Source organism: Borreliella japonica, assembly GCF_030438115.2.
In the GTDB taxonomy this organism is placed as follows: domain Bacteria; phylum Spirochaetota; class Spirochaetia; order Borreliales; family Borreliaceae; genus Borreliella; species Borreliella japonica.
In genome coordinates, this window is sequence record NZ_CP179504.1 from 1 (window position 1) to 23,638 (window position 23,638).

Annotated in this window: 34 protein-coding genes; 33 read left to right on the forward strand and 1 reads right to left on the reverse strand. The window is 29.6% G+C overall.

Annotated elements, in window-relative coordinates:
* The first annotated feature begins 77 nt into the window (after positions 1-77).
* The 28 genes from QIA21_RS06170 (at position 78) to QIA21_RS06305 (ending at position 17,935) form a co-directional block, all read left to right on the forward strand.
* Positions 78-1,304 carry an anti-CBASS protein Acb1 family protein gene (locus QIA21_RS06170; protein WP_418905727.1) on the forward strand — a complete coding sequence of 409 codons (1,227 nt, stop codon included), beginning with the start codon at positions 78-80 and terminating at the stop codon, positions 1,302-1,304.
* Between the two features lie 16 nt (positions 1,305-1,320).
* Entirely contained in the window at positions 1,321-2,016 is a 696-nt protein-coding gene (locus QIA21_RS06175) for a DUF1357 family protein (RefSeq protein ID WP_418905728.1), read from the forward strand.
* 11 nt (positions 2,017-2,027) lie between these two features.
* Positions 2,028-2,585, forward strand: coding sequence for a DUF228 domain-containing protein (locus QIA21_RS06180; RefSeq protein WP_418905729.1), 558 nt, complete (start codon positions 2,028-2,030; stop codon positions 2,583-2,585).
* Between the two features lie 4 nt (positions 2,586-2,589).
* Positions 2,590-3,348, forward strand: a complete 759-nt coding sequence (locus tag QIA21_RS06185; protein WP_418905730.1) for a DUF228 domain-containing protein — start codon at positions 2,590-2,592, stop codon at positions 3,346-3,348.
* A 29-nt stretch (positions 3,349-3,377) separates the two neighbouring features.
* Complete coding sequence (locus QIA21_RS06190; protein ID WP_418905731.1) at positions 3,378-3,947, forward strand: DUF228 domain-containing protein; 570 nt, start codon at positions 3,378-3,380, stop codon at positions 3,945-3,947.
* A 20-nt stretch (positions 3,948-3,967) separates the two neighbouring features.
* The gene (locus QIA21_RS06195) at positions 3,968-4,927 is read left to right on the forward strand and encodes a hypothetical protein (protein ID WP_418905732.1); all 960 of its coding nucleotides are present in this window, start codon (positions 3,968-3,970) and stop codon (positions 4,925-4,927) included.
* 18 nt (positions 4,928-4,945) lie between these two features.
* Positions 4,946-5,401, forward strand: a complete 456-nt coding sequence (locus tag QIA21_RS06200) for a DUF3890 domain-containing protein (protein WP_418456171.1) — start codon at positions 4,946-4,948, stop codon at positions 5,399-5,401.
* The gene (locus tag QIA21_RS06205; RefSeq protein ID WP_418905733.1) at positions 5,401-5,784 is read left to right on the forward strand and encodes a DUF1506 family protein; all 384 of its coding nucleotides are present in this window, start codon (positions 5,401-5,403) and stop codon (positions 5,782-5,784) included. Before QIA21_RS06200 ends, QIA21_RS06205 begins: the two co-directional genes overlap by 1 nt.
* Positions 5,772-6,158: a hypothetical protein gene (locus tag QIA21_RS06210; protein WP_418905734.1), complete on the forward strand. Its 387-nt coding sequence runs from the start codon at positions 5,772-5,774 to the stop codon at positions 6,156-6,158. Before QIA21_RS06205 ends, QIA21_RS06210 begins: the two co-directional genes overlap by 13 nt.
* Positions 6,155-6,712, forward strand: coding sequence for a DUF764 family protein (locus QIA21_RS06215; protein WP_418905735.1), 558 nt, complete (start codon positions 6,155-6,157; stop codon positions 6,710-6,712). The genes QIA21_RS06210 and QIA21_RS06215 overlap by 4 nt, the downstream gene beginning before the upstream one ends.
* The gene (locus tag QIA21_RS06220; RefSeq protein WP_418905736.1) at positions 6,705-7,817 is read left to right on the forward strand and encodes a DUF787 family protein; all 1,113 of its coding nucleotides are present in this window, start codon (positions 6,705-6,707) and stop codon (positions 7,815-7,817) included. The genes QIA21_RS06215 and QIA21_RS06220 overlap by 8 nt, the downstream gene beginning before the upstream one ends.
* Positions 7,818-7,830: 13 nt before the next feature.
* The gene (locus QIA21_RS06225; RefSeq protein WP_006434231.1) at positions 7,831-8,259 is read left to right on the forward strand and encodes a DUF1463 family protein; all 429 of its coding nucleotides are present in this window, start codon (positions 7,831-7,833) and stop codon (positions 8,257-8,259) included.
* A 15-nt stretch (positions 8,260-8,274) separates the two neighbouring features.
* A complete protein-coding gene (locus QIA21_RS06230) occupies positions 8,275-8,721 on the forward strand; it encodes a DUF1473 family protein (protein ID WP_418905737.1) in 447 nt (148 codons plus the stop codon).
* A complete protein-coding gene (locus QIA21_RS06235; protein WP_418905738.1) occupies positions 8,718-8,954 on the forward strand; it encodes a DUF1322 family protein in 237 nt (78 codons plus the stop codon). Before QIA21_RS06230 ends, QIA21_RS06235 begins: the two co-directional genes overlap by 4 nt.
* A 7-nt stretch (positions 8,955-8,961) precedes the next feature.
* Positions 8,962-10,293: a DUF759 family protein gene (locus QIA21_RS06240; RefSeq protein ID WP_418905739.1), complete on the forward strand. Its 1,332-nt coding sequence runs from the start codon at positions 8,962-8,964 to the stop codon at positions 10,291-10,293.
* Between the two features lie 16 nt (positions 10,294-10,309).
* A complete protein-coding gene (locus tag QIA21_RS06245; RefSeq protein ID WP_418905740.1) occupies positions 10,310-10,990 on the forward strand; it encodes a DUF792 family protein in 681 nt (226 codons plus the stop codon).
* 3 nt (positions 10,991-10,993) lie between these two features.
* Positions 10,994-11,983: a DUF693 family protein gene (locus QIA21_RS06250; protein WP_418905741.1), complete on the forward strand. Its 990-nt coding sequence runs from the start codon at positions 10,994-10,996 to the stop codon at positions 11,981-11,983.
* Positions 11,984-11,996: 13 nt separating this feature from the next.
* On the forward strand, positions 11,997-12,548 hold the full coding sequence (locus QIA21_RS06255; RefSeq protein WP_418905742.1) for a DUF777 family protein: 552 nt from the start codon (positions 11,997-11,999) through the stop codon (positions 12,546-12,548).
* Positions 12,549-12,577: 29 nt separating this feature from the next.
* Positions 12,578-12,910: a contractile injection system sheath initiator gene (locus QIA21_RS06260; protein ID WP_418905666.1), complete on the forward strand. Its 333-nt coding sequence runs from the start codon at positions 12,578-12,580 to the stop codon at positions 12,908-12,910.
* Entirely contained in the window at positions 12,907-13,785 is an 879-nt protein-coding gene (locus QIA21_RS06265) for a DUF276 domain-containing protein (protein WP_418905743.1), read from the forward strand. Before QIA21_RS06260 ends, QIA21_RS06265 begins: the two co-directional genes overlap by 4 nt.
* A gap of 5 nt (positions 13,786-13,790) precedes the next feature.
* Positions 13,791-14,396, forward strand: coding sequence for a DUF735 family protein (locus tag QIA21_RS06270; RefSeq protein WP_418905744.1), 606 nt, complete (start codon positions 13,791-13,793; stop codon positions 14,394-14,396).
* Between the two features lie 9 nt (positions 14,397-14,405).
* Complete coding sequence (locus QIA21_RS06275) at positions 14,406-15,206, forward strand: DUF685 domain-containing protein (protein ID WP_418905745.1); 801 nt, start codon at positions 14,406-14,408, stop codon at positions 15,204-15,206.
* Positions 15,207-15,276: 70 nt separating this feature from the next.
* Positions 15,277-15,471, forward strand: a complete 195-nt coding sequence (locus QIA21_RS06280; protein WP_418905746.1) for a BlyA family holin — start codon at positions 15,277-15,279, stop codon at positions 15,469-15,471.
* 3 nt (positions 15,472-15,474) lie between these two features.
* Positions 15,475-15,822, forward strand: a complete 348-nt coding sequence (locus tag QIA21_RS06285) for a BlyB family putative holin accessory protein (RefSeq protein ID WP_418905712.1) — start codon at positions 15,475-15,477, stop codon at positions 15,820-15,822.
* A complete protein-coding gene (locus tag QIA21_RS06290) occupies positions 15,812-16,147 on the forward strand; it encodes a BlyB family putative holin accessory protein (RefSeq protein ID WP_418905713.1) in 336 nt (111 codons plus the stop codon). Before QIA21_RS06285 ends, QIA21_RS06290 begins: the two co-directional genes overlap by 11 nt.
* Complete coding sequence (locus QIA21_RS06295) at positions 16,140-16,493, forward strand: BBA14 family lipoprotein (protein ID WP_418456339.1); 354 nt, start codon at positions 16,140-16,142, stop codon at positions 16,491-16,493. Before QIA21_RS06290 ends, QIA21_RS06295 begins: the two co-directional genes overlap by 8 nt.
* A gap of 104 nt (positions 16,494-16,597) precedes the next feature.
* Entirely contained in the window at positions 16,598-17,287 is a 690-nt protein-coding gene (bdr, locus tag QIA21_RS06300) for a Bdr family repetitive protein (RefSeq protein ID WP_418905714.1), read from the forward strand.
* 198 nt (positions 17,288-17,485) lie between these two features.
* Complete coding sequence (locus QIA21_RS06305; RefSeq protein WP_418905715.1) at positions 17,486-17,935, forward strand: Mlp family lipoprotein; 450 nt, start codon at positions 17,486-17,488, stop codon at positions 17,933-17,935.
* A 41-nt stretch (positions 17,936-17,976) separates the two neighbouring features.
* Here the strand turns inward: QIA21_RS06305 and QIA21_RS06310 are convergent, their stop codons facing one another.
* Positions 17,977-18,987 (reverse strand): ERF family protein, encoded by a 1,011-nt coding sequence (locus QIA21_RS06310; RefSeq protein ID WP_418905716.1) that lies wholly within the window; start codon positions 18,985-18,987, stop codon positions 17,977-17,979.
* A gap of 386 nt (positions 18,988-19,373) precedes the next feature.
* Between QIA21_RS06310 and QIA21_RS06315 the strand changes: the two genes are divergently transcribed.
* From QIA21_RS06315 to bdr (QIA21_RS06335), 5 genes are read left to right on the forward strand one after another with little or no spacing between them, the layout of a single operon-like run.
* A complete protein-coding gene (locus QIA21_RS06315) occupies positions 19,374-20,468 on the forward strand; it encodes a plasmid maintenance protein (protein ID WP_418905747.1) in 1,095 nt (364 codons plus the stop codon).
* 9 nt (positions 20,469-20,477) lie between these two features.
* Positions 20,478-21,047, forward strand: a complete 570-nt coding sequence (locus QIA21_RS06320; RefSeq protein ID WP_418905717.1) for a DUF226 domain-containing protein — start codon at positions 20,478-20,480, stop codon at positions 21,045-21,047.
* Complete coding sequence (locus QIA21_RS06325; RefSeq protein ID WP_418905718.1) at positions 21,023-21,805, forward strand: ParA family protein; 783 nt, start codon at positions 21,023-21,025, stop codon at positions 21,803-21,805. The genes QIA21_RS06320 and QIA21_RS06325 overlap by 25 nt, the downstream gene beginning before the upstream one ends.
* 16 nt (positions 21,806-21,821) lie before the next feature.
* Positions 21,822-22,382, forward strand: coding sequence for a chromosome replication/partitioning protein (locus QIA21_RS06330; protein WP_418905719.1), 561 nt, complete (start codon positions 21,822-21,824; stop codon positions 22,380-22,382).
* Positions 22,383-22,394: 12 nt separating this feature from the next.
* Complete coding sequence (gene bdr, locus QIA21_RS06335; RefSeq protein ID WP_418905720.1) at positions 22,395-23,039, forward strand: Bdr family repetitive protein; 645 nt, start codon at positions 22,395-22,397, stop codon at positions 23,037-23,039.
* The last annotated feature ends 599 nt before the right edge of the window (positions 23,040-23,638 follow it).

Genomic DNA, 23,638 nt, shown 5'->3' on the forward strand with positions numbered 1-23,638 from the left:
ATTTTATTGACAAAAATATTAGTTTTTGCTATTATAAATTTAATTTAATTAAGAAAATTAAGAATAAGAAGTAAAAAATGTATGATTTAAGAAAAGCAAAACTGATAGATAAAATAAGTTCACTGGAACTATATAGATATTCAATATTTTTTAGAAATTACATAGAAAATGTAGCAGAAGATTGTCTTAAGAACGGAATTATTCTTGAGTATACTACCAGTCATGTTAGTGAGCTCGAGCTTGCTAGATTAAAAGTGCAACTTAAAAATGCTTTACTAAATTGTATTATAAGCTTCCGTTTTCATGGAATTGGATACATTTTAGTAAAAACTAAAGATACACTAGTAGACCTTGAAAGACCTGTTAATATAGAACTACCTATTGGATTTGAATACCTTGATTATGAATCTGTAAGAGACTTGGGGGTTGACTTTGATTATGTAACTTACAAAGTAAGAACTAATAATGGAAGTAATTCTTTTGATACGGTCAAAATACACAAAAATCGACTTATAATATACGAAAACTTTGATTATATCTTAAAAAGATATGTTCCGTGTTATACGGAAAGTTTTTTGCTAGATATTTACCTATTTGAGAAGATATACGTTGAAATAGAAAAACGTATTGAAAACCACAATTTTTTGTTTTACAAAGACGAGTCTTTAGTGCAGCTACAAGACGCGCTTTCTAGCGCAACAACGTCTTTGAGTGCGCTAACTCAGAGTAGTAATAATGAAAAAGGCAATAGCTTTTTATCATCCTTTCTAAGAAAACAAAACTCAAATAATCATAGTAAAGATATTTCTAATTTACGCAGTCTTAATGACTCATTGGCAAGTGAACTTGCTAGGCTTAAGAGCAATCTAAGTAATGAGGGGATGTTTTACACAGCTACTCCGAGTGCTAGTTTAGAAGTTATTAAATACGATCTTACCTATTTAAAAGAGGCCTTAGCATTAATTAAAGCAAAAATTGGTGCTGATACTAAGGAGCCTTTAACAAGAAGTTTCAACGAGCAAGCTAAAGGACTTGGAAATGATGGTAAAGGTGATAGGAGCAATTATTATGATTTTCTAAAAGGTGTACAAGAACAAATCCAGAATGCTTGTAATTTAAAGCTTAATAAGTATTTTGGACTTGATATGAAGTTCAATTCATTAGTGATGTTGAGTGATGATCAAAAGGTGGAAAGAGATATTAAGCTAATTGAGCTTTATAGCAAATATAACGATCTTATACAGAGCAGTTCTTTCAATAACGAGGAACGAGCTTTTTTAAAAGAAAAATTATTCTCATTTTGAGAAAAGGAGTTAAGAAGTGATTGAAAATGAAAAGAAAGAAATAATTGAGGATCAAGTTAAAGAAGAACATCAAGTTAAATCTGATACTAAAGTTATAAGCACCCAGGAATTTGAAGAGTATATGAGCTTAAAAGAACAAGCAAGTAATGCAAAACCTAAAGAAACAACTCGTGATTTAAGTATAAATGAGCGAATAACAAAAGAACTTGCTGAAGTTGAAGAGAGAGAGCGTGTTGAAAAGCAATTATTACTGGAGGCAGAGCGCATTAATGAAATTGATACACTTGCAAAAGCGCATCTTAGCAGTCATTTCAATAAAGAGGTACTACTTGCAAAAGGATATACTCTAAAAGACATTATGCAGGCACAACGCAGAGAACTTGTTCGCAAGTTTGTTCCAATTGAGCAAGTTAAAGCTATTTCCAAAGTATCAGACATAAGCCATATTGATGGAGAGATACTAGAACAACTTGTTTCTTTGGCTAAAGTGAATATCAAATTAAGAAAAAATGCTAATAGCAATTCATCTTCTGTTGAGGTTATTAAAGGAAATATTATTGCTAAATCAGAAGAGAGAGTAAGTTTGCTTGATCCTAATTTTGTACCAATTAATTTCACAGAGTTTGTGCAAGCTTTAAGCAATACTTACAAGCAAAGACGAGTTCAATTTTATGAAAATCTAAAAAGAGATAACAGAAGAAACATTGCTTAAAGGAGTTTTTAATGAGTGATATTACAAAAATTAAACAAGAGTTTGATAAAAAAGTTGAGGAAATTAAAGCATTAATGAAAAATCCCCAGCAAAATGCTAGCTTACTTAGCAATTCTATTGAGTTTAGGGATAAAAATTTAATTTACTCTAATTCTGATGGAGTTTGGACTAGTAGTAAAGACAAAATAGAAAATTATCCTGCTAAAGGGTATCCCTACAAGCGCGGAGTAAAGTTTAGTTTTAGTGCTGATGGTACATCAGAACTTGAAGTTGAGGCTGGAGGTGGTGATGATTTGTATGGAGTATGCACTGATATAGACGAGTTTACTGGTATGGCAACTGTAATTCCAATTACAAACAACTTTACAGGATATTTAGTATTTAAGAAACCAGGAACTGATATTAAGCCGGGTGAGAAGCTGCATTTTAATGCGCAGGGAGAACTTGAAAAGACTAGTGGTTCTGATAAAACTATTAATGCCATAGCACTTTCAAAGACACATAAATTGACTGAAGAATTATATATAGGACTTGCTAGCGTTTTTGGAAATAGAGCTTTAAAAGGGTAATTAAATGGCTTTAAAAGGTAAAGAGCAAGTTCCGGATGGTGTTGATGATAATCCACAATTAGGTCTGCAGGCAGAAATTCCAGCTGCTCCTAGAGCTAGGCGTCAAGCAAGACAAGCTGAAGATGATGCAGTAATGGACCCATATCTTGAGTCGGTTAAAGAACTTGATGATATTCTTTTGAAATTCAAAAAATATGCAAAATCAATGAGTTCTGTTGAAAATAAGGTTTTTAGCAGTTCAAGTGGTTGTTTTCAGTCTAAGAATGAGCTAGTTGATGCTTATACATTTGCATGTTCAAGTTATACGGACAAAATAGAAGAATATTTCTACGATCCAAAAAAGAGTTTTCCATATAAGCGTGGGGTTAAACTTGTTCCAAAAGAGAACTCCGTATATGTTGAGGTTGGTGCTGATAATGATATGTATGGCATATGTGTTGATGTATGCGAATTTAGTTGTACTGCGTATGTTTTGCCAATTACAAATAACTTTGAGGGGTACCTTGTTACAAGAAATCCTAGTATAAAATCGGGTCAAATATTAGACATTAATTCAGATGGAGTTATTATCAAGGCTGATGGTGGGCCCCCAACATTAATTAATGCTTATGCACTTTCTGATTCATTTACAATCAAGTTTGCATCAGAAGATAAGGATAAACAAGCTGAAAACATAAGACAAGATTATTCAATTAATTTAATAAAAGTTACAATTTTTGGCAATAGAGGCCTTGAGAAAACAGTAGTTGCTGCTGGTGGTTAAGACTAAAGAATTTAAAAGGAGGAAAGTTAATGGCAGATACAACGCAATTAGTAAAAGAGTATCAAGAAAAGCGCAGTAAACTAGAAAAGTTTATGAAAAATCCACAACATTATACTAGTTTACTAGGCAATTCTATTGAGTTTAGGGACAAAAACGTACAATTTTTTGCTTCTGGAGGCATTAGAACTAGTAGTTTTGATAAGTTGGAAAATCATCCATATTCGGGGTATCCCTATAAGCGCGGAGTAAAAAGAGTTATTCAAGAAGAAAAAAAGGATGAAATTCACTATGAGCCCCATGTTGAGGCCGGAGGCGGTGAAGACTTATACGGAATATGCATTGATGTAGACGAGTTTAGCAAAACAGCTACTATTGTTCCAATTACAAATAATTTTGAGGGTTACCTGGTTGCAAAAGATTCTACACCTAAAGCAAAAGACAAGCTTATTTTTAATAAAGACGGCGCTCTAGAAAAGCCCACGGGACAAAATAAGACAACTGTTAATGCAATAGCGCTATCTGATGCAAAGCAAATTAGTAATGATGTTTATTTAATAAAAGTAGCAGTGTTTGGAAATAAAGCTGTAAGTAAAAATTAAAAAAATTAAGGAGGTTTTAAATGGAACTTTACGATGAAAATTATTATGCAAAATCTGTAGCTAATATTATAGGAGAAGTTAAAGACCCCATTATGTATAAATGGTTTTTACCTGATCAGATTGAAGATGTTGATCTTAAAATGGGATATCAAAGAACTGTAAAATGGGACGCGTTTTTAAATGCTAATCCTACAACAATTGCTAATGAGGTTAATACTATCTCAACTATTGGGTTTAGTTCTGAAGTAGTTAGACTGAACTATTTAAAATTACAATACAAATTTAGACATTTAAAGCAGACTTCTGAAAAATTTTACACTTCAGACTCATATATTGGCGACATTAATAATAATTTATTGCCTTTTGCTCAAGCTTATAAGCTTGCAAGTAGTGAAATTATCAAACTTATTAATCACTTTGTACTAACAGGAACTGTTTCAATTCAAAAGGACGGAAAAAATCAAAAACGTTTACTTCCTAATATGTACGGACTACTTAATATGCCGGAACAGATAAAAGAAGAAGTTGCACAAGGTGATAAGGATAAGATGGATAAAATATTTGAAAAAATTGAAGCAGGACTTTCAAAATTAGAATTAGGCGACGAATTTTCTACACCTATGATGGTGATAGTTGACCCCGCAACTTCATTGAAATTGGTAAAACCATATGCAGTAGGCCAAGCTGTTACATCAAGTTGTGAAAAATGGGAAGATGTTTTGATCCAAACTATTAAAGCTATTAATAATCGAGAAGATGTTTATATTGAAACTTCAAACTTGCTAAAACATCAAATACTCATTTATCCGTTAAACTCAGCGCTTATTAAATTTAAGCCTAGCAAGTACATGTTGCCTACACCAAATGAACAAGTTGATAAGGATTCAACTGATATTGCGCATTCATACATTGATTTTGTTTTAGGAGGTCTACTTGCTACCAAGAAGACTATTTTGCAAGTGAACATTAAACAAAGTTAATAAGATAAGGCAAATAAAATGAGCGAACAAAAGGACTTGCAAGTACAAGCTGAAAATGAAGAAGAACTCTTAACAACAAAACTTCATTCTCAAGTGTTATTGCTATTAGGAATAGATCAACTAGCACTAAGTAGGCAAAATTTTCTACTTCACTTATCTTTACTTCAAGCTATTTTGGTAACACGTGGTATTGACGCTAGTTCACTTACATATGAACAAATATTTTTACTTACCTTTTATCATATGGGTTGTCAATTAAGAAAGCAAGGGGTTGTTCGAGAATTTGAATTTGAGAGGATTAAAAAAGAGAAATTCAATGAGCTTGAACTTGATTATTATCCTAGCAGTGGTGGAGGCGAAGAAGGTGGTGGAGAAAGTTGTGGGTCAAATAAGAACTTTTGTTCACAACTTGATGCATTTTTAGAAAAACTAAAAAGAGAAACTTCAACACCCTCTTGTGTGGGAGTTGTATAGTGAGTGGCGTTAGAAAAAGACTTTCAGATATGTCTACACGTATGATCAACGTTTTTAAGGATCCTAGCCCTTTAAGATTTTATAAAGGCACTGTTGTAAAACTTGAAAATGACGATTCTTATCAAAGAGTATTTGATAAGAATAAGTACACCGAATTTGCTGGAGTAATTATTGACATAAAACCACAAGAACTTGCAATGCTTTATGACTCCAATATATCTGATATTCAAGGATATTCTAAACTTTACACATATCAAGATCTTAACTTTGAACTAAAAGACCGAATATCAATTTCAGATTTGGTTTACTTTGAAATATTTAGCATTGACTCTTCAATAGGATACTTTACGCTGGTTTTAAAGGAATTTATATGGACGGACTAGACTTTACAATTGAATTGGAAATTGGTTGGTTTGGCGGTCGTTCTAATATTGCTAGAATGCACGAAAAAGGCGGCGCTAAATTGCCAGTAAGAAAACATTTAACTAAAATTGCTGGTAGTTCTGAATTTAGAGAATATATCAACAATAGTTATATAAATTCTAAGTTCAATATTGAGCCTAAATTAGGAATGAGTGCTATTGGAGAAGCTTTTGTAAGATACTATAAGAATTATGTACTCTCAGGGCAAGTTACACCGGGTTTAAAGGATAGTACAATCAAAAGCAAATTAAGAAAAGGTAGCAGCACTGCATCAATCCCACTTGTTGATACATCAAAAATGTTATCAGAACTAACTTATAAGGTGCTTGAATGATTGTAACTTTAGATTCGATTTTAAATCATTTAATCCAAATATTTAAAGGCTTTAAGGTCTATGCAACTGAAAATAATTTTGAATGCGATATTATAAATACTTACAATCATCCGTACCTTTCAAAAATTACAGCTGCTAGCCCCAATATAATAGCATTGAAATTTGATGGTACAGAACATCTATTTGATCATGACTGCAAAACTGGTGCATTTTATGAAAATGCTTTGGAATTTAGTGTGAATTTCCAAATATATATTATTGCAGTAGTATTAAATGCTAAAGATTTTGATGCTAATTCGCGTATGCTAATACTTTATGGTATGCTTAGCGAGTTTCTACATAATAGAGTCCATAAGTATGCTTTAGAAAATCAATCTCAACCCGAGTATGTAAATAAAATCAACTTTTACATTTATCCAACATCTAATATGCAAACAGTTGGACTAATAAATTTAGGTACAAAATATAGCAATCATGCATACAGTGCATCTGTAGCATTTAATGCTAGTGTAAAAGCAATTGAAATTTTAAAGGAGGAGTACGTAATTGCCTGAAAATACAATTAGTGTAAGTTTGGTAGACTCTAGCATTCAAGCTAATACACCCAACTATTACAATCCACTTTTGGTCTACAAAACAGCCAAAATTAAAGTTAACAAAGATGCTGCTAACTATAAAACATTGAGTTTGACTGTTAATAACTATGAAAAAGAAATTGAAACTTTAGAAAAAGATAATGGAAATGGACAAGATCAGTTTGGAAAAGAAAAAACACTATTGAAAACCGCAATGTCAAATTTTTTCAATTCAACTGAAGAGTCCTTAAAATCAGTTGTTCTTTTCATTTATAAGGATAAGCCCGAGGAACTTAAAAACTATCTTAAAGCGTATAGGCACTCTTTTGTTGTGCTTATTAATACTGAAGGGGACAATTCAGATGATGGACTAACTGTTTATAAAGATGACTATGCTAAGTTTAAAATGTCTTCAACTTTTTTTGTATTCTCAACTAAAGAGCAAGAGATAAAAGAACTATTTAAGGATAAAAGCAATCTTGAGAAAGAAAGAAATATTGTTGTTTATAGCAATAATAGAGATAATTTACACCTTAAATTTATAAGTGCATATTTGCATCAAGCAAGCATTTTCCACTCTGTTAATCCATATGGTATGCCATTAGCTACTACACCACTTCTTGACGATGCTGTAATTAAAAAGTTAAGGGATGCAAAAATTAACTTTTACTCACTTCTTAACGAGACTGGTCTTGACGGTATATCTGCTATTAAGGAGGGTGTTGATCTTTCTGGTAAAGCAATAGACGAGATTTTTACTTACCACTACATAAAAAATGAGGCTATTGTTGAGCTTATTCGAATTTGGAATAAAAACAATAGACAAAATAGTAAATTATCTGCACTACAACTTAGTGGCGCTAGAGATAATGCCTATACTTCAGCAATTGAATGCCTACTCAAACGGTTTATTGATAGGGGACTACTTGTAGAATACAAGGACTTAAAGCTTACCCTATCAGGCACCAAACAGCTTAAATTGGAACTTAGCGTGAATATTACTTACAACTTTAGTATTAATGCAGCTACTTTAGTGATTACTTCTCAAGATATAGTTGATTATCAAAATAGTTTAAACGTATAAGGAGTTAAAAATTATGCAATTTTATGATTTAAGGGAAGTTTACTTTTCAATCGGTGGTATACAACTGCACAGTGGTAAACTAGAGCTTACAAGCGAGCCTACTACAAGAGCAGTTGTTAGTACTGAAGACAAAGGATTTCCTGTAATAAGCTTACGTGACCCTAAAACTATAACTTATATTTTCAACATTGAAGTCACTCTAGGCAGTCATGACTATATTGCGTTAACTGAAATTGCAGACGATCAGTTTTATAACATGGATGTTAGCAAATATGATAAAATGCTTGATTTAGCATTCAATGATAGAATTGCTACCAAAATTATTTCTAACCATGCAATTTTCACTGAAGAACCCTCAAGAAGTTATTCAGCAGAAGCTGAAAAAGTGACTTTTGAGATTAGGGCTATTAATTGCCAAAAAACACACCCAAATAAAAGCTAAAAGGAGAATCTTTCCATGATAATGAGATATAAAATGAAAATTTTAACCAAAAATAAAACCTATGAATACCCACTTAGAGTATTACCAGTCTACGAATGGGATAGAGTACTAGGATTTAATCAAAGCGACGCTATTTATAAGCTTAATGAAGTTAAATACTTAAGAGAAATTACAAGCTTAATGATAAGTCCAAAGTTTTTAGACGAATTTTATGTAATTCTAGATGCAAATAGAGAATTTATCTCTTATTATAAGGACTATCTTGTTGCTATTATCTACACCGCGCAATTCAATACTTTTCACGCAGATAATGACCTTAAAAAACCCGCTTTAGCATATTTGAGTGAATACGAAAATAATGTTGGCGATTTTGTTACTTTTGATTATATCGATGATAATTTTGATTATGAAAAAGTAGCTGCTTCACTTACATCAAATTCTAATGAACTAGTTGCTAAATGAGGAAAATAAATAAAGATATTGACAAAGCTATTGCAAGTCTTAATGAGACTAGAAAAAAGTATTTCAACTTGATTGAAGAGATAAAAAACGATAAATACTATTTTCCAGTAATTATGAATATTTGCTCATACGATGATGTTAAGAAAATGCCTTATGATGAGCTTTTAGAAGTTAACCGTATTGCTGATCTTAAATTAGAAAAAGAATTGTATGAATTAATTTTAAGTAAATGAGGGATTAATGAGCGACAAATTCACCATTAAATTTAAGGGCGTTCTTGATCATGCAGCAACAAAAAAAGCTATCGAACAAGATATTACCAAAATGGAAAAATATCTTAAGCCTAAAAAATCTAGTTTGGGTAGTACTAAAGATATTGTAAAAAGTAATTTGTCGGATAAGAAAAAAGAATTAAGCAAACAAACTAAATTTGAAAGCTTAAGAGAGCGTGTTGAGAAATATAGACTTACACAAACTAAAAAGCTTATGAAACAAGGCATGGGTTTTGAAAAAGCTCGAAAAGAAGCTTTCAAAAGGTCTTTAATGTCTGATAGAGATAAAAGGCGCCTTGAGTATAAAGAGCTTGCAAAAGAATCAAAAGCAAAAAGTAAAATGCTAGCGGCTTCTCAAGGGAAAGGACTTGTTGCCAAAATTGCTATAGGTAGCGCTCTAGGAACTGTTATTGGCAATGCTGTTAGTAGAGTAAGTGGTGGGATTTTTGGTTTTGTGTTCGGCTGGATTAAAAAATCAGTTGAAGCAATTTCTCAACAGAAAAAAGCACAACACCTCAATAGCGCATTTTATACAGAAAAACAACGGGCATTATTTATGGGAACTAAAGATAAGGAAGGGAATATTACCGGGGGAATTCTTAATAATAGGAAAGGATTTGAGCGTGACTTAGAAAAAGAAGAGTTTCTGCGGCAATTTTCTCTTATTAAGGGCACTCTAACAAGTATGAAACAATTGACTCCAGAGAGATTAAAACTTACGGGGGAAATGATGGCCGATCTTGTATCTAGCGGTCATGCTAGCATGAAAGAGGCTGCAGCACTTGTTGACGCGCATATTAGAGGATATGGGAACCTTTATAATACAATGGAGGGCACAATAAAAGGCGAAAAATATACGGTACAAGCAAAAGATAACTATGAAAGAGACGTTGTGGGCAATGATTATAACTTTAGATTTAAGAAACTTGCAGAAATGCATCGTGATTACGCAAGTTTCGGCCTTACAAAATTTTCTGATGAGAAAGAAAAGATTGATAGCAATTTAACCAAACTTGAACAATCTCTTATGAATGTGACTGCTGCGGGTATGCAACCGGTGCTTGAGGGTGCTTCAAGAATAATTGATTGGGTCGAAGACTTAATAAAAACATATAATACAGGGGGCATTACCGGAATTATAAGCAAAATGGCTACAAGTGTTGCAAGTTCTATAGGTTCTGCAATTTCCAATGCGTTCCAAAGTGCAATAGGCTCATTATCTGGATTATCTTCAGGGGCGGCAAAAGTCGCATATGCCGCTCTGAAGTTATTGGCAGGGCTTGTTGGAATTAAGTTGTAGTAAAAGGTAATTACTTATGGACATTAACAATAAAAATATTATTAATAATAAAACAATATCGCCTGCAGAAAAAGAGGATTCTACGGGTATTATAAATGCAAATAGTGACAATTGCGAAAATAAAAAAGAAGGGGAAATGTCGTGTGAAGAGACTTCTCAATTAATAAAAGATATAGGGACTCAACTACTTGCTCTTTTTGGAGCAGATAACTTTTTATTGCTATACCCACGACCAGATTTTAGAGGTTTTGGATATGTGCCACAATTGTTTTTTATAAAACCAAAAACCCAGCTAATCTCACGGTCTTATAATACTAGTTATTCTAAACGACCAGTTATCAACTATTATGATAGAAAAGCGCAATATGTAAGCTACAACCCCGTAATGACAGGAGAACATATCTCATTAAGTGGTGGGATATTAACTTCTATGTACAAACATATGCTTTCAATATTTAAAACCACTGTTTTTGAGAATTTTTTGTTCCGCTTTGACTCTCACCTTGTAAAAGAACAACTATCCAATAGACTGCAGGCTCAAGTTCCTTTTACTATCTACAGTCCAACTTTTGGATTTAAAGAATTAGCTATAATTACAAATCTTTCGTTTAAGGACACTCCCTTCATCGATGAAGTTGAAGTTAGTCTGTCAATGGAGGTAGTGAAAACATTTAAATTAGAAAAATATAAAGGATAATATATGTTAGTAACTCATGATTCTAAAACAGTACTACTAAGTTATGATTTTAAAATTGAGTTTTACAATGTAGATGAATCAAAAAAATCAACTGATGGAACTCCTTTTCCGAAAAAAATTCCTAAAATTATAATCAATACACAAGACAGAATTCATGTTGATATTTCCATATTTAATAGATTATCAGCAGACTTAAATACTGTAAGTTCCAAACAAGCAAAAATTGTACTTTGGAACTTGCCACTAGACTTTACCGACCACATAAAATTTGGAGATATAGTAAAAATATATTATAAGAAATTTGCTCATGAGAAAAAATTTGATTTTATAATGGCGGGCACTTTAGAGCACCCCATGAGCACTGATTATCCTGGTGGAGATTTTAGTGTCGAGCTCGAAGTTAAATTATTAACTAATAGCAACTTCTTCAATCGCAAATTGAAGGACAAAGAGGGAAAAGTGGGTAAAAACTTTAAGGGCATGACGGTGCAAGATGCGATAGAGTCTGTATTTCCTAATCGCAATATCATTAACATGAATGATAAAGATAAACTTAAAGTAATCGACAAAAATATTTATGCCTCAACTCCAAAAGAGTTTATTGAAAAAATAATAAAAGGAAAATACGTTCATAACGTAATAACTGATACTGGCTATCATGATTACGAAATTGAATGCAATTTCGTATTTACTAATTACGAACAGGAAGGTGAAAATACCCACTATGAGGCATTAGAAGATTATGGGCTTGAATTTATACCACAACAAGAAGTTGATATCGAGCATGAATTTAAGACAAGGCGTATATATTGGAACGCTAAAATATTTTATACACATAAACTAAGAGTTGGTGATAAAGTTTCATTTATAGACGGACTAGGGAACATTATAAAAAATACCATACAAGAAACAAGTGCGGGGCTTAGCAATACAGGAGATTGTTCATTATCACTTAAGCTATATGACGCCTCTAATTTTGCACCAATGAGATAATAAAGGGGGTAAAATGGACTTAGAGCATATAATTTACAAAATGAACAAGCGTATTTATGGAAATACATTAACACAAGAAGACGTAAAAAATTGGATTTATTCAAATATTTTCATAACTCGACTTGGCACTGTAAAGGAATTTAAACAGCAAACACAAGAAGCTGTAGTTATAATACCAGAATTTGAAGACTTAGAAATTCACACAAAAAATATTTCTAATATCAATTTTGAACTATCAAAAGGCGATGCTGTTTTACTACTTCAATCAAGCATCAATATTTTTGATAAAAATGACGATATTCATTTCGACAAACATCATTTTTACATACTTAGCGCAATTAGTCCAAAAACTTTAAATTTAATTTCCGATACTGTTAAGATAAAAGCGAATAGTAGAATTGAAATAGTCAACCAAACAACTAGCTTGAAAGAAATCCTGGAAAGTATTGTAAGTGCTATCAACGGTATAACTATCATAGGAGACGAAAAAACAACTATTAACTATCCAGCATTACAAGCGGTGACCTCTAGAATTTCTGCTAATATCAACAGTTTGTTTAAGTAATTTTTGCTAAATATGGTATAATTATTAGTATGGATTTAAGAATTGGAAATAATTTTGAATTGGTATTTAATAATGATTTTTCGCTTGTTGATGGAATTGACGAGCAAAAACAAAAATTATTTATATTCCTAAAAACCTTAAGGGGTAGTTTAAGCTATGCTCCTAATTGGGGCCTGGACTATTTCTTGCTTTTGAAACTTTTAAAAATTAATAATCTTCAAGCTGTAAAAAACTATTTTTATGAAATATCTAAAGATCTTAACTTAGATATAATCAATATTTCAATTGCAATACAAGACCGTAAAGCAAATATATCCTTTTTTTTCTCTGGTGATGTTTTGAATATGGAGTTTACTTTATGAGTATTGTTTTTGATTCTGATTTTGGTATTCTAAAGCGCACAATTGGGGATATAGTACGATCCAAAAGAGAATACTTACGCATAAATTATGGAATTAACATTGATGATAGTAATAGCTCGATTTACAACATTATTGCATCTTCTTTAGCATTAATTGAAGAAGAAATAATTAATGAGCTTAATCTCTTTTTTTCTAAAATGAAACCGGGTGGTACTTATTGGACTGCAATTGAAGAACATATTTCCTCTAAAAGCACAACTTACAACGCAGTTCGAGCTGCTTTACTTAATCTTAATGGAGTGGAACACGCTAATATTAAAAGTTCAGCTGGTAAAGCTAATATATATCTAATTCTTAAAGAAGATTTATTAGACACTGCTAAGACTAATATTAACAATCCTGAATTTAAAGCTAAACTTTGGGAAACATTATATCTAACAACTCCTAGTGGTACTTTACTTGATGGAGACATAGAAATTGATGGACTCAACCCAACCGGGCAACTTAAATCCTACAAAATATCACTGGGAAAAAGAAAATATGTTTATATGAAAGTAAAGTACAAACTTGATCTTAAAAACTATCTCTACTTAAACATAGACTCTCAAATTAGAAACATATATTCTAGGATTATTTCAAATAACTATTCTGATATGGGCATTAGCTTTGAATATCAAGACTTTTTTGCTCCAGTCAATGAAGTAAAAGGGATTAAGTTTATGGAAATTAAAGTTTGTGTTAAAGATACAGACACTGAAAGTATCTCAAAAATCAGTGATGGCGATTTTCAAACAAATCAAGATATTGCTATCACTGATGATACAATGCTGCTTTTCAATACAACTGATCGACTACTTATTGACATTGATACTTAAAAAGTATGAAAATACCTAATTTTTTAAAAACCACTGAAGTTCAAAAATTTATAAGTACAGAAACTGAGTACGCACAAAAACTTCTTAATGAGCTTAAAGCGCTTAATTCCAATTTCATATCCATTGATGCAAAAGAAAATATAAAATCAAGATATATTGCCATATGGATATCTCAAGTCTTATCAATTTTTTATGCAAAAACTCAAACTCTACAAAGTATTACAAGCAATATCAATAGTGTTATTTTTGCTTTACGACATATTGGCACTGACGAGTCATTTAGACTGATTTTTAAGGCTTTTTTGAATGTGGATATTTCAGTTACTACACCTGAAGCTGGTGTTATTGATATCTCTTTAAAAGGGGCAATAAAGACAAACTTTACTGCATTCATTACACCCAGTACTGCAAAAGGGAAAAGGCCTAAAAAGATACTAATTAGAGAAAAGAAAAAAGGATACGCTGCATCTAAAAAGGCTTTAGTATTCAACTCACTTCCCAAAGGCTATGATCATTCAATTTATGCTTTTATAAAGGGGATTATTCCTATTGGTAGAGTTCTCAAAATTAATAATGAAACTGGTAACAATATTATTACTTTTAACAATTAAGGAGGCTATATGGCTGGAGAAGAAGAAAAATTATTAATTGATGAGGAAGAAACAGTCCAAATCAAAGATTTAAATAAGGTTACGACTGTTAAAAACACTGATCTTTTACTACTTGATGATGGAGTTGCAAGTAGCAACGCTATCACCTTTAAAAACTTTTTGAAAACCGTAAACCATCAAACATTTAAAGGGGAAGAGCTGGGCGAGTTTAAAGAGATAATTAAGTCCACAATCGCTACTGAACTTGCAGCTGATGAAGAGTTTGTAAAAAAAATTTACGCTAAAGTAATAGACAAGCTAATTGGCAATGATTCTGATAAGCTTTCTAACCTTTTTAGCAAAATTAAATCGCGCCTAACAAGTAGCATATCATCAGCCACTCTATCTAAATATGACGATCTTTTGATAATGTCTTCTTCAACTATTCAAAAAACACCTGTTCCAAAACAGTTCCTTGGGGTGCCGTCAGACTTTAGTGCTTATCTGAGCACTCCTGTTGACACCATACTGTATCCGTCTGACTACAAAAATCAAAGACTGCAAGTAGATTTGGACCAATCAAGAGGTGCAACTCTTATTTTTTATAAAAGCTATGACGATACCCCCATTTATCTTGATATAGAACTTGACATAGATCAAAACAAAGGAGAAGGTAGATCCTTATATCTAAGATATTCAGATGAACCTGATAGTACAAATAACCGAAATTTAGTTTTTTCAAGCGAAACTTTCACTGGTGTAATCTCACTGTACAAAGGATGGTATGTCCAAAAAAGATGGGTGAACGTCCCAGTTCTATTAAAGCTGTAAAATTTTTTAGCAAAAATTACAGTTTTGATATATAATATATATATCAAAAATTAAAATGAGGGATTGAAAAATGGATATTAAAATAACCGAACTTCTTATTAATCTAAATGAAATTAAACTAATAGCCGTAATGATTTTTGTAACAGTAATAGTTTTAGGGGTGTTAATTCTTCTCAAGCCGTTGCTAAAAGACATATTATCTATAGCAATAGGCAAGATTTTTAAAAATGGAAATGGCAACAATCATATTAAAAAACGAGATTAATTTATGAAATTATCTAAAGATAATGTTGAGCTTGGACTTACGTCTTTATCAAACCTTATTGATATATTTTCTAAATTTGAAGATGAATTTGATGAAATGGCACATAAGGGATTCTTTTTGGTTTATGAGCTGTATTCTCATTATCAATTAATATATACAGCAAATATGGAAAGACTTGAAAGTGCATTAACTCCAACAATATTAAAAATACTCGCTCCAATAAATGAGAAAATCAATCAATGTATTGATCTAGTTAATTCTGATGAAAAAAATCTAAAAATATCTAATAATCTAAAATTCAATCAAGAAGGAAAACCTATCTATAAGGAAAGAACAAATAATGCAAAATAACACTATTGGCTTAGGGCTTAATCTACTATCCAACTTAACTAACATAGCTAAAACTGATACAAACATAGATCATAATTACATTAATACTTTTAATAGGGTAATAGATTTTTTCTATAAAACATATATTGGAACATTAAAATCTATGGAAACGGCCGAATCAACTAAAATATTTGAAGAAATACAAGATATCTTAAAATACAATCTTGAGATAATAGAGGCTATTGCTAGCAGTAAAAGTAATAGAATTATCTCCTCATTAAAAGCAAAACGCAACAAAATCATGCGGGAATACGTCAATATACTTAAAAGGGGTGATAATGCTTAAACTAGCAAACTACTTATTACTTACTTTACTACTATGTTGTAGCACCATTGCTAGCCTACCAGACGAGCCAAAACCACCAATTATTAAAACATTAGGCGCTTTAGCTAAATATGAGGCTCAATTATCAGATTATGTTATGTACCTTGTAACATTTTTAGCCAAAACAAAAGTTAAAGTTAATGATCCAAATTATCCAGAATTTACTTATCCAGATTTATCAACATTAAAAGACGAACACACAATGACTTCAGTGAAACATAATATCAAACTACTTTTAGAATACATTCAAAAAACAAAACCCATTGCAAAAAAAGTCTATAATCAGTATTCAAGATTAAAAATGTAAATTACAAAAAGTTTTTTCTTGCAAGAAATTATACTTTATATTGTTAATAGACAACCCCTATTAACCCAAAATAGTGTACAATAGAACTATAAAGGAAAAATATTATGAAACCCGTGCTAACAAATACTGTAAGTGAAGAACAAATATATAACGAATTTATAAGATTGGGAATGGAACAACTAATAGCACAAGATTTATCTAAAAGATATTATCACAATGAACTTACCTATAGAGATTTAGAAAATTTAGAAAAACAATTTGGTTTAAAGTTTGATAATCTTGTTTCTAAGATTGATAGTGTAGAGAAGAATTTACAAAAAGATATATCTAACTTAGACGCTAAAATTGACACTGTAGAAAATAATTTAAATATCAAAATAGATAATTTAGACGCTAAGATTGATACTGTAAAAAGCGAACTTAATACCAAGATTGATTTCGTAGAAAAAAATTTAAATACTAAGATTGATTTCGTAGAGAAAAATTTAGAAACTAAGATAGATGGTGTAAAAAACGAACTTAATGCCAAAATAGATGGTTTAAATATCAAGATAGATAATTTAGACGCTAAGATTGACACCGTAGAAAAAAATTTAAAACAAGATATGTCTAATTTGGAACAAAATATTAAACAAAATCTTGACGAAAAGCTAGAAATTAATACCAAATTGCTTTTAGAAAAAATCGAGATAAGTAACAGAATGATAACTATTGTAACAGCAGTAGTGGTTCCCATCGCCATATCAGCCATAGCAGCTATTGTTGTATCGCTAATTGCCGGGTTTTTCAAATAGTAATTATAGAGAATTCCCAAAATATAATTTATGATAATTTATCATTTTCAAACAACACTCTAAAAAACAGAAATTATTAAACACTCTTTTTTAACCCTTATAAATTAGTAATATTTAAAAAAATAGGGTCTATATTTACAAGAATAAACTTTTTTGTTACTTAATGTATTGTACTGAAGATAAAAAAAAGGAGTAATAATGAAAATTATAAATATATTATTTTGTTTGTTTTTACTTGTTCTAAATAGCTGTAATTCTAATGATAATGACACTTTAAAAAACAATGCCAAACAATCACAAAGTAGAAAAAAACGCGATTTAAACCAACAAGAAACACAACAAGAAAAACCTAAATCTAAAGAAGAACTTCTTAGAGAAAAGCTAACTGATGATCAAAAAACACAACTTGACTGGTTAAAAACCGCTTTAACTGATGATGGAGAATTTGATAAATTTTTAGGATATGATGAAAGTAAAATAAAAACAGCACTTAATCATATAAAAAGTGAACTTGATAAATGCACTGGGGATAATGCAGAAAATCAGAAAACTACTTTCAAGCAAGTGGTTCAAGGGGCCCTTAAAGGCGGTATAGATGATTTTACAGATCAAGCAAGTAGTACGTGCCAAGTCCAGCAGGCTAAGTAGCAATATACTGGCCCCCTTATTTGGGGGCTTTAAAAATATTGCTATGCTGCAAATATATAATCAAATTGTTTATCTTCTTTTAACGTGCAAAAGAATAATAGCGGGCTAGGGCCATAAGTAGTCTTCTTAAACTCCATAAACTTTTCAAAATCTTGCAAATCCTTTAATCTATTATTTCTCTTGAAATAGTTTTTTATAATCTCAGCCCAATAGTTTATACTCTTAAAATCACTATTTTTCTCAAAATACGAGATTAAATCGGCTTCAATTTTCTTGATATCATCAATATTGTTAGGGTCTATATTCTGAATAAAGTTTATTTTTTGAATAATTGAGTTTATATTATTTTTTGTTGTGGGGCTATTTACCCAATTTTTTATATTAGACAACGCTTCTTTAAAAACACTGTAATAATAAAACCTATCTTTTTTCTGGTTTTTGAATGGTGTAGTTTTGTTGTTCTGAATTATTGTTTTTTTCTGATTGTAATTAATCTCTTGTTTTTGTTCTTGCTTGCGATTAAAACTAACTTGTCTATTAGGTGTAGAATTTTCGTTTTCATAATTATTGTTAATATGCGCTGCATCAATATCAACTTCGCTTTTTATACAAAGATGCCCCACTAAAGCATACCTTTTGACATAAGTAATAGATGAGCCAAACAGTTGATGCGCTGTACTTACAACTTTAGACCCAGTTTCACTGTTCCATTGTAAATTTTCTGTAAGCATTGGCGTATCAAAAGACTCTCTATACCCAGTACTTGTACTGTAGAATGTGGTCCTAATAACATGTTCCTTTTGACCATCTACATATTTAGAAATTGGATCTTGAGTAAAAATAAGATCCAAATTATGCTTTTCAATAACGTTATAAATTTCCTCTACTATGTCATTGAAATCCTGATACTTATACTTATGTCCCTGAAGACTTTTATCAATACGCGGTAACTTCGTGATTAGGGTTTTCATATCTTTTCTGAATTTAATTTCCGCTTGAATATTATTTTGTATATCTTGAATATTTAAATTATTTGTTGACACATTGTTCATAATGTACTCCTTAATATGTTTATAAATAATTATATAGCAAAAACTATTTTTGCCAAGTTTTTTACAAAAATTTTTGCAAAAAAAATAGAGCTTAGCTAGATTCTCTTTCTAAAAGAACTAAGCTAAGCCCTTTCAATTATTTTTTTGCAAATTAACATATTAAGGTAGTCGCAAATGTCAATATTTAAACAACTACGATACTTGTAGTATAGCCTAACTTAAGACTAAAATCAAATTATTTTCTTTAAATTACAAAAAGTGTATTTAATTAACAAAATTAATAATTAGAATTTAATATTTTTTTCGAAAAGTATTTACTTTTAAATCAAAATTTTGCATTATATTATTAATAATTATTAATAAACATATTGAGGAGGTTGACGGTTATGTCAATATCAACCAATAAAAAAAGTCCAAATTGCCACAACAAACACCAACACAAATTAATTGTTCTTATCTCAACACTAGAATATGTAAACACCAAATATAAAAAATACACTCAACAAAACATACTCTATTACTTTAATAAAAATCTAAAACGAAATGGTCAAGATACTGTTACGCTAAAAACATTGCAAAAATATCTTTATAAATTAGAAAAAGAAATAAAAGTTACATCAAATTACCACAAACACCTGGGGGTAAATTGTGGGACTGAAATTTACTATAAACTGAATTTTTCAAAAAAAGAGTGTTACTTTAAAATTAATAAATTCTTTGAAGATAAAAAACAATCAAGGTTTCAAAAAAGAGTTGAAATAGGCCTTAAAGAAAAATCTCCTTTAGGGGGGAGTGTAAATTTGGGGGAGTGTTTAAGTAATACAAATAATAATAAAAAAGAAGAAAGAAATAATCAGATAGAAAATTTTCAAGTAATAAACTATTACAATAAATGTAACTTTAAAAATAAAGAATTTCTTCTAATTTTATTAAAATTAAATATTAGTAAAGATAAAAAAATTGAAATAATTAAAGCTTTAAAAAGATTTGAAATTAAAACAACAAAAAGTAAAAATATACATTTTAACAAAATTTCTTTCAAAGAAAAGCAAAACAAATTGAAAGAAATTTTAAACAATACTCAAAAAGAATTGGAAAAAAACGGATATAATCCAAAACAATTGGAAACAGAATTTAAAAAAATATATGAAAATTACAAAAATAAGCCCCATTTTATAATTGAACATCAAAAATATAACGATTTAAGCAAAATAACTCTCAAATTAGAAAAAATAATTGAGATAAAAAAAGAAAATTCTTCAAAAAATTATGAGAATTTGAAGATAAACACTTTCAATATACTTATTGAACGGCTAAAAAATACGACAGATATTGAAGCCCTAAAACCAATTGTAAAAGCCTATTTAAGTAGTAAAAAGAAATTAGAATACAATAAAGTATTTAACACGTATTATAATGATTTATTAGAGATAATAAGAAATTCTTTAACGATAGAAGAATTTAGTAAAAAGGTTATATAAGGATTAAATATGGAAACTGCACCTGAGCCAATAAAAAAAGGTAAATGTAAAGTTGAGTGCAAAAATAAAGAACGGTTTATTTTGATTCAAAAAGAAAATGGTAAAGCAATGTACCATACAAAAATAATGATGGACGTTTATAAATTTGGAGTTTATGAGAATAAAAAAAAGAAAAAAAATGAATTCCGAGTATCACTGAGGGCCTTATTTAATGGAGAAAGAATTGTTGAAGAAACACATTTATACCCTATTAAAGAAGGGGATAAATTTTTAGGAATTTTTTACGGCTTTAGAAAACCAATAAAAAAGGCAATTATAAAGTATGAAAAAAACGGAACTAGAAAATCCTACGGCTTTGCAAGGGCATATTATATGGAAGTTAGATTTAAAGCAGGCAGTGTGTTTTTTTATTTCAAGGGATTATACCGATTATTATATAAAGAAAGAATGAATAATCACTACAATAAGATATTATTTAGTATGTTTACAGATTTAGAAAAACAGATATATGAATTTTATGGGAAAAAATACCCCGAACAAGGACCACTAACGAAATGGATAATAAAAAACCTAAAATAATAACAATTGCGTCAATTAAAGGTGGTGTTGGTAAAAGCACAAGCGCAATAATATTTGCAACTCTTTTGGCTCAAAAATATAAGGTATTACTAATAGATATAGACACTCAAGCATCAACTACTAGTTATTTTTATAAAGAAATTGCAAATAAAAAGATTAATATTGTAAGTAAAAATATATACAGAGTATTAAAAGAAAAATTAGATATAAATGATGCAGTTGTAAATATTAAAGATAATTTAGATCTAATACCGAGTTATTTAAGTTTGCATAAATTTTCAAGTGAATTTATTCCTCTTAAAGAGTTGAGATTAAAGGATAATTTAATTTTTTTGAAACAAAATTATGATTATATAATAATGGATACTAATCCCAGCTTGGATTTTACTTTATCAAACGCTTTGCTAACCAGTAGCTGCATAATAGTTCCAATGACGGCAGAAAAATGGGCAGTAGAAAGTCTAGATTTATTAGAATTTTATATTAAGAATTTAAAAATAAAAATTCCAATTTTTATTCTTATAACAAGATTTAAAAAAAATAATACTCATAAAGAGTTATTAAAACATGTTGGATCCAAAAGAGGATTTTTAGGAATTGTTCATGAGAGAGAAGATTTAAATAAAAAAATTACTGGCAATGATGAATTTGATATGACCAAAGATTATATTAATGAATATAAAGAAGCATTGTCAAAATTTTTCAATATGTATGAAAAACATATTATAAAAGATTGTCCACAATCTGGACAATCTTGAAATAAAGGAGGTTTTTATGAAAATAGAATTAAATAAAAGGGTTTTGTCAGAAGAAATAGATCCTGATGCAGAAAAAAAAATTGTCACCAATGAAGATGCAATTACTCATTATAATTCTTTAAAAGATAGATTGAAGGCTAATTTTAGAAAAGAAATATTTCACAAAGTGGATAATATTAGAATTTTAAAAGAAATAAAAGACAATCAATATTATAAGTTGGATGGATATAAAAGTTTTTTTGCTTTTGTAAAAGACTATAATATAGCAAGAACGCAAGCTTATAATTATTTAAAATTAGCAAATGCGTTGCAAGAAGGACTTATTAAAGAAGACTATGTAATAGAAAATGGCATTCACAATTCTCTTGATCTAATACAAGATAAAGAAAGTCCAACATTTAAAAAATCAAAAAAAAATCCAATAAAGCCCTTAAGATTTCAACTTAAAACTAAAGAAAGTTATGATTTTTACAAAAGTAATGCTAAATTTACAGGATTTTTGTTAGATAAATTATTTAATAATGAAAAAGAAATGATTAAAAAAATTATGAAAGAATATAAACAATTAAAAGGATAATACGGAGATTTTATGAACAATTTAGCTTACAGAGCATACGATATAGAAAGTATAAAAAATGAATTTTTAAACATAGGGTTTAGTGAGGAGGCAATAGATTTTGTTTTTCTTCATAATGATAATTACAACTTTGAATTTTTAAAAGAGAAAATAATTGATGTAGAAAAGAATTTACGAAAAGATATATCTAATTTAGACGTTAAGATAGATTTTGTAGAAAAGAATTTACGAAAAGATATATCCAATTTAGACGTTAAAATAGATAATGTAGAAAAGAATTTAAATACCAAGATAGATAGTGTAAATACCAAGATAGATTTTGTAGAAAAAAATTTGCAAAAAGATATATCCAATTTGGACGTTAAGATAGATAATGTAGAAAAAAATTTGCAAAAAGATATATCTATTTTAAATGTCAAAATAGACAACGTAGAAAAGAATTTAAATACCAAGATAGATAATGTAGAAAAAAATTTAGATATTAAGATAGATAGTGTTAAAAGCGAACTTACTAATAAGATTGAAAATGAAGTAAAGGATTTACGTAAAGATCTTAATACAGGAAACAGACTAATACATTTTATGATACTAACAGCAGCAATTCTTGGACCAATTTTAAATGCTTTATTTATGAAATATTTACAATTCATTAAATAATAAGATAATGCACAATTTACTTTTTAAGAAGAATGTTATTTTTCTAATAAACATGACTAAAAAGTAATATTATATTTTAGATTTGTTTTAAATTAGAACTTATTTGAATTTTATAACAAAAGAATTTAAATAAGTTCTTTTTTTGTAAAAAGACAAATTGACTTTAATTCTAAATTGAATTATGATTAATTAGTAGAATTATTTTTATAATAAATTCTGCTAAACCCTTGACTTTATTAAAATCTCTTGTTAAGAGATTTTAATAAAGTTCCCACTATTTTTTTACAAAAAGTTTTACGAATAAATTGACAACAACTATTTTTGTTATATTATTGTCAAATAACGTTGATTGCATAAATACCAACGAAGGTTAATTATTTAGAATTTTCCAAAAATCATTAGTGTGAATTTATAGAATTTCTTTCGTAAGAGATTTTCTATAAGTTCTCCATATTTTTATTTACAAGAAATTTTGTGTAAAAGTTGACAAAAACATATATTATTATATAATAGGTATAGCTAAAAAAATGTTAGTATCATAAATCAAAAATCAATTTAATTAGGTTGGGACTTAACAGATTTTCTAATAAAAGAATTTC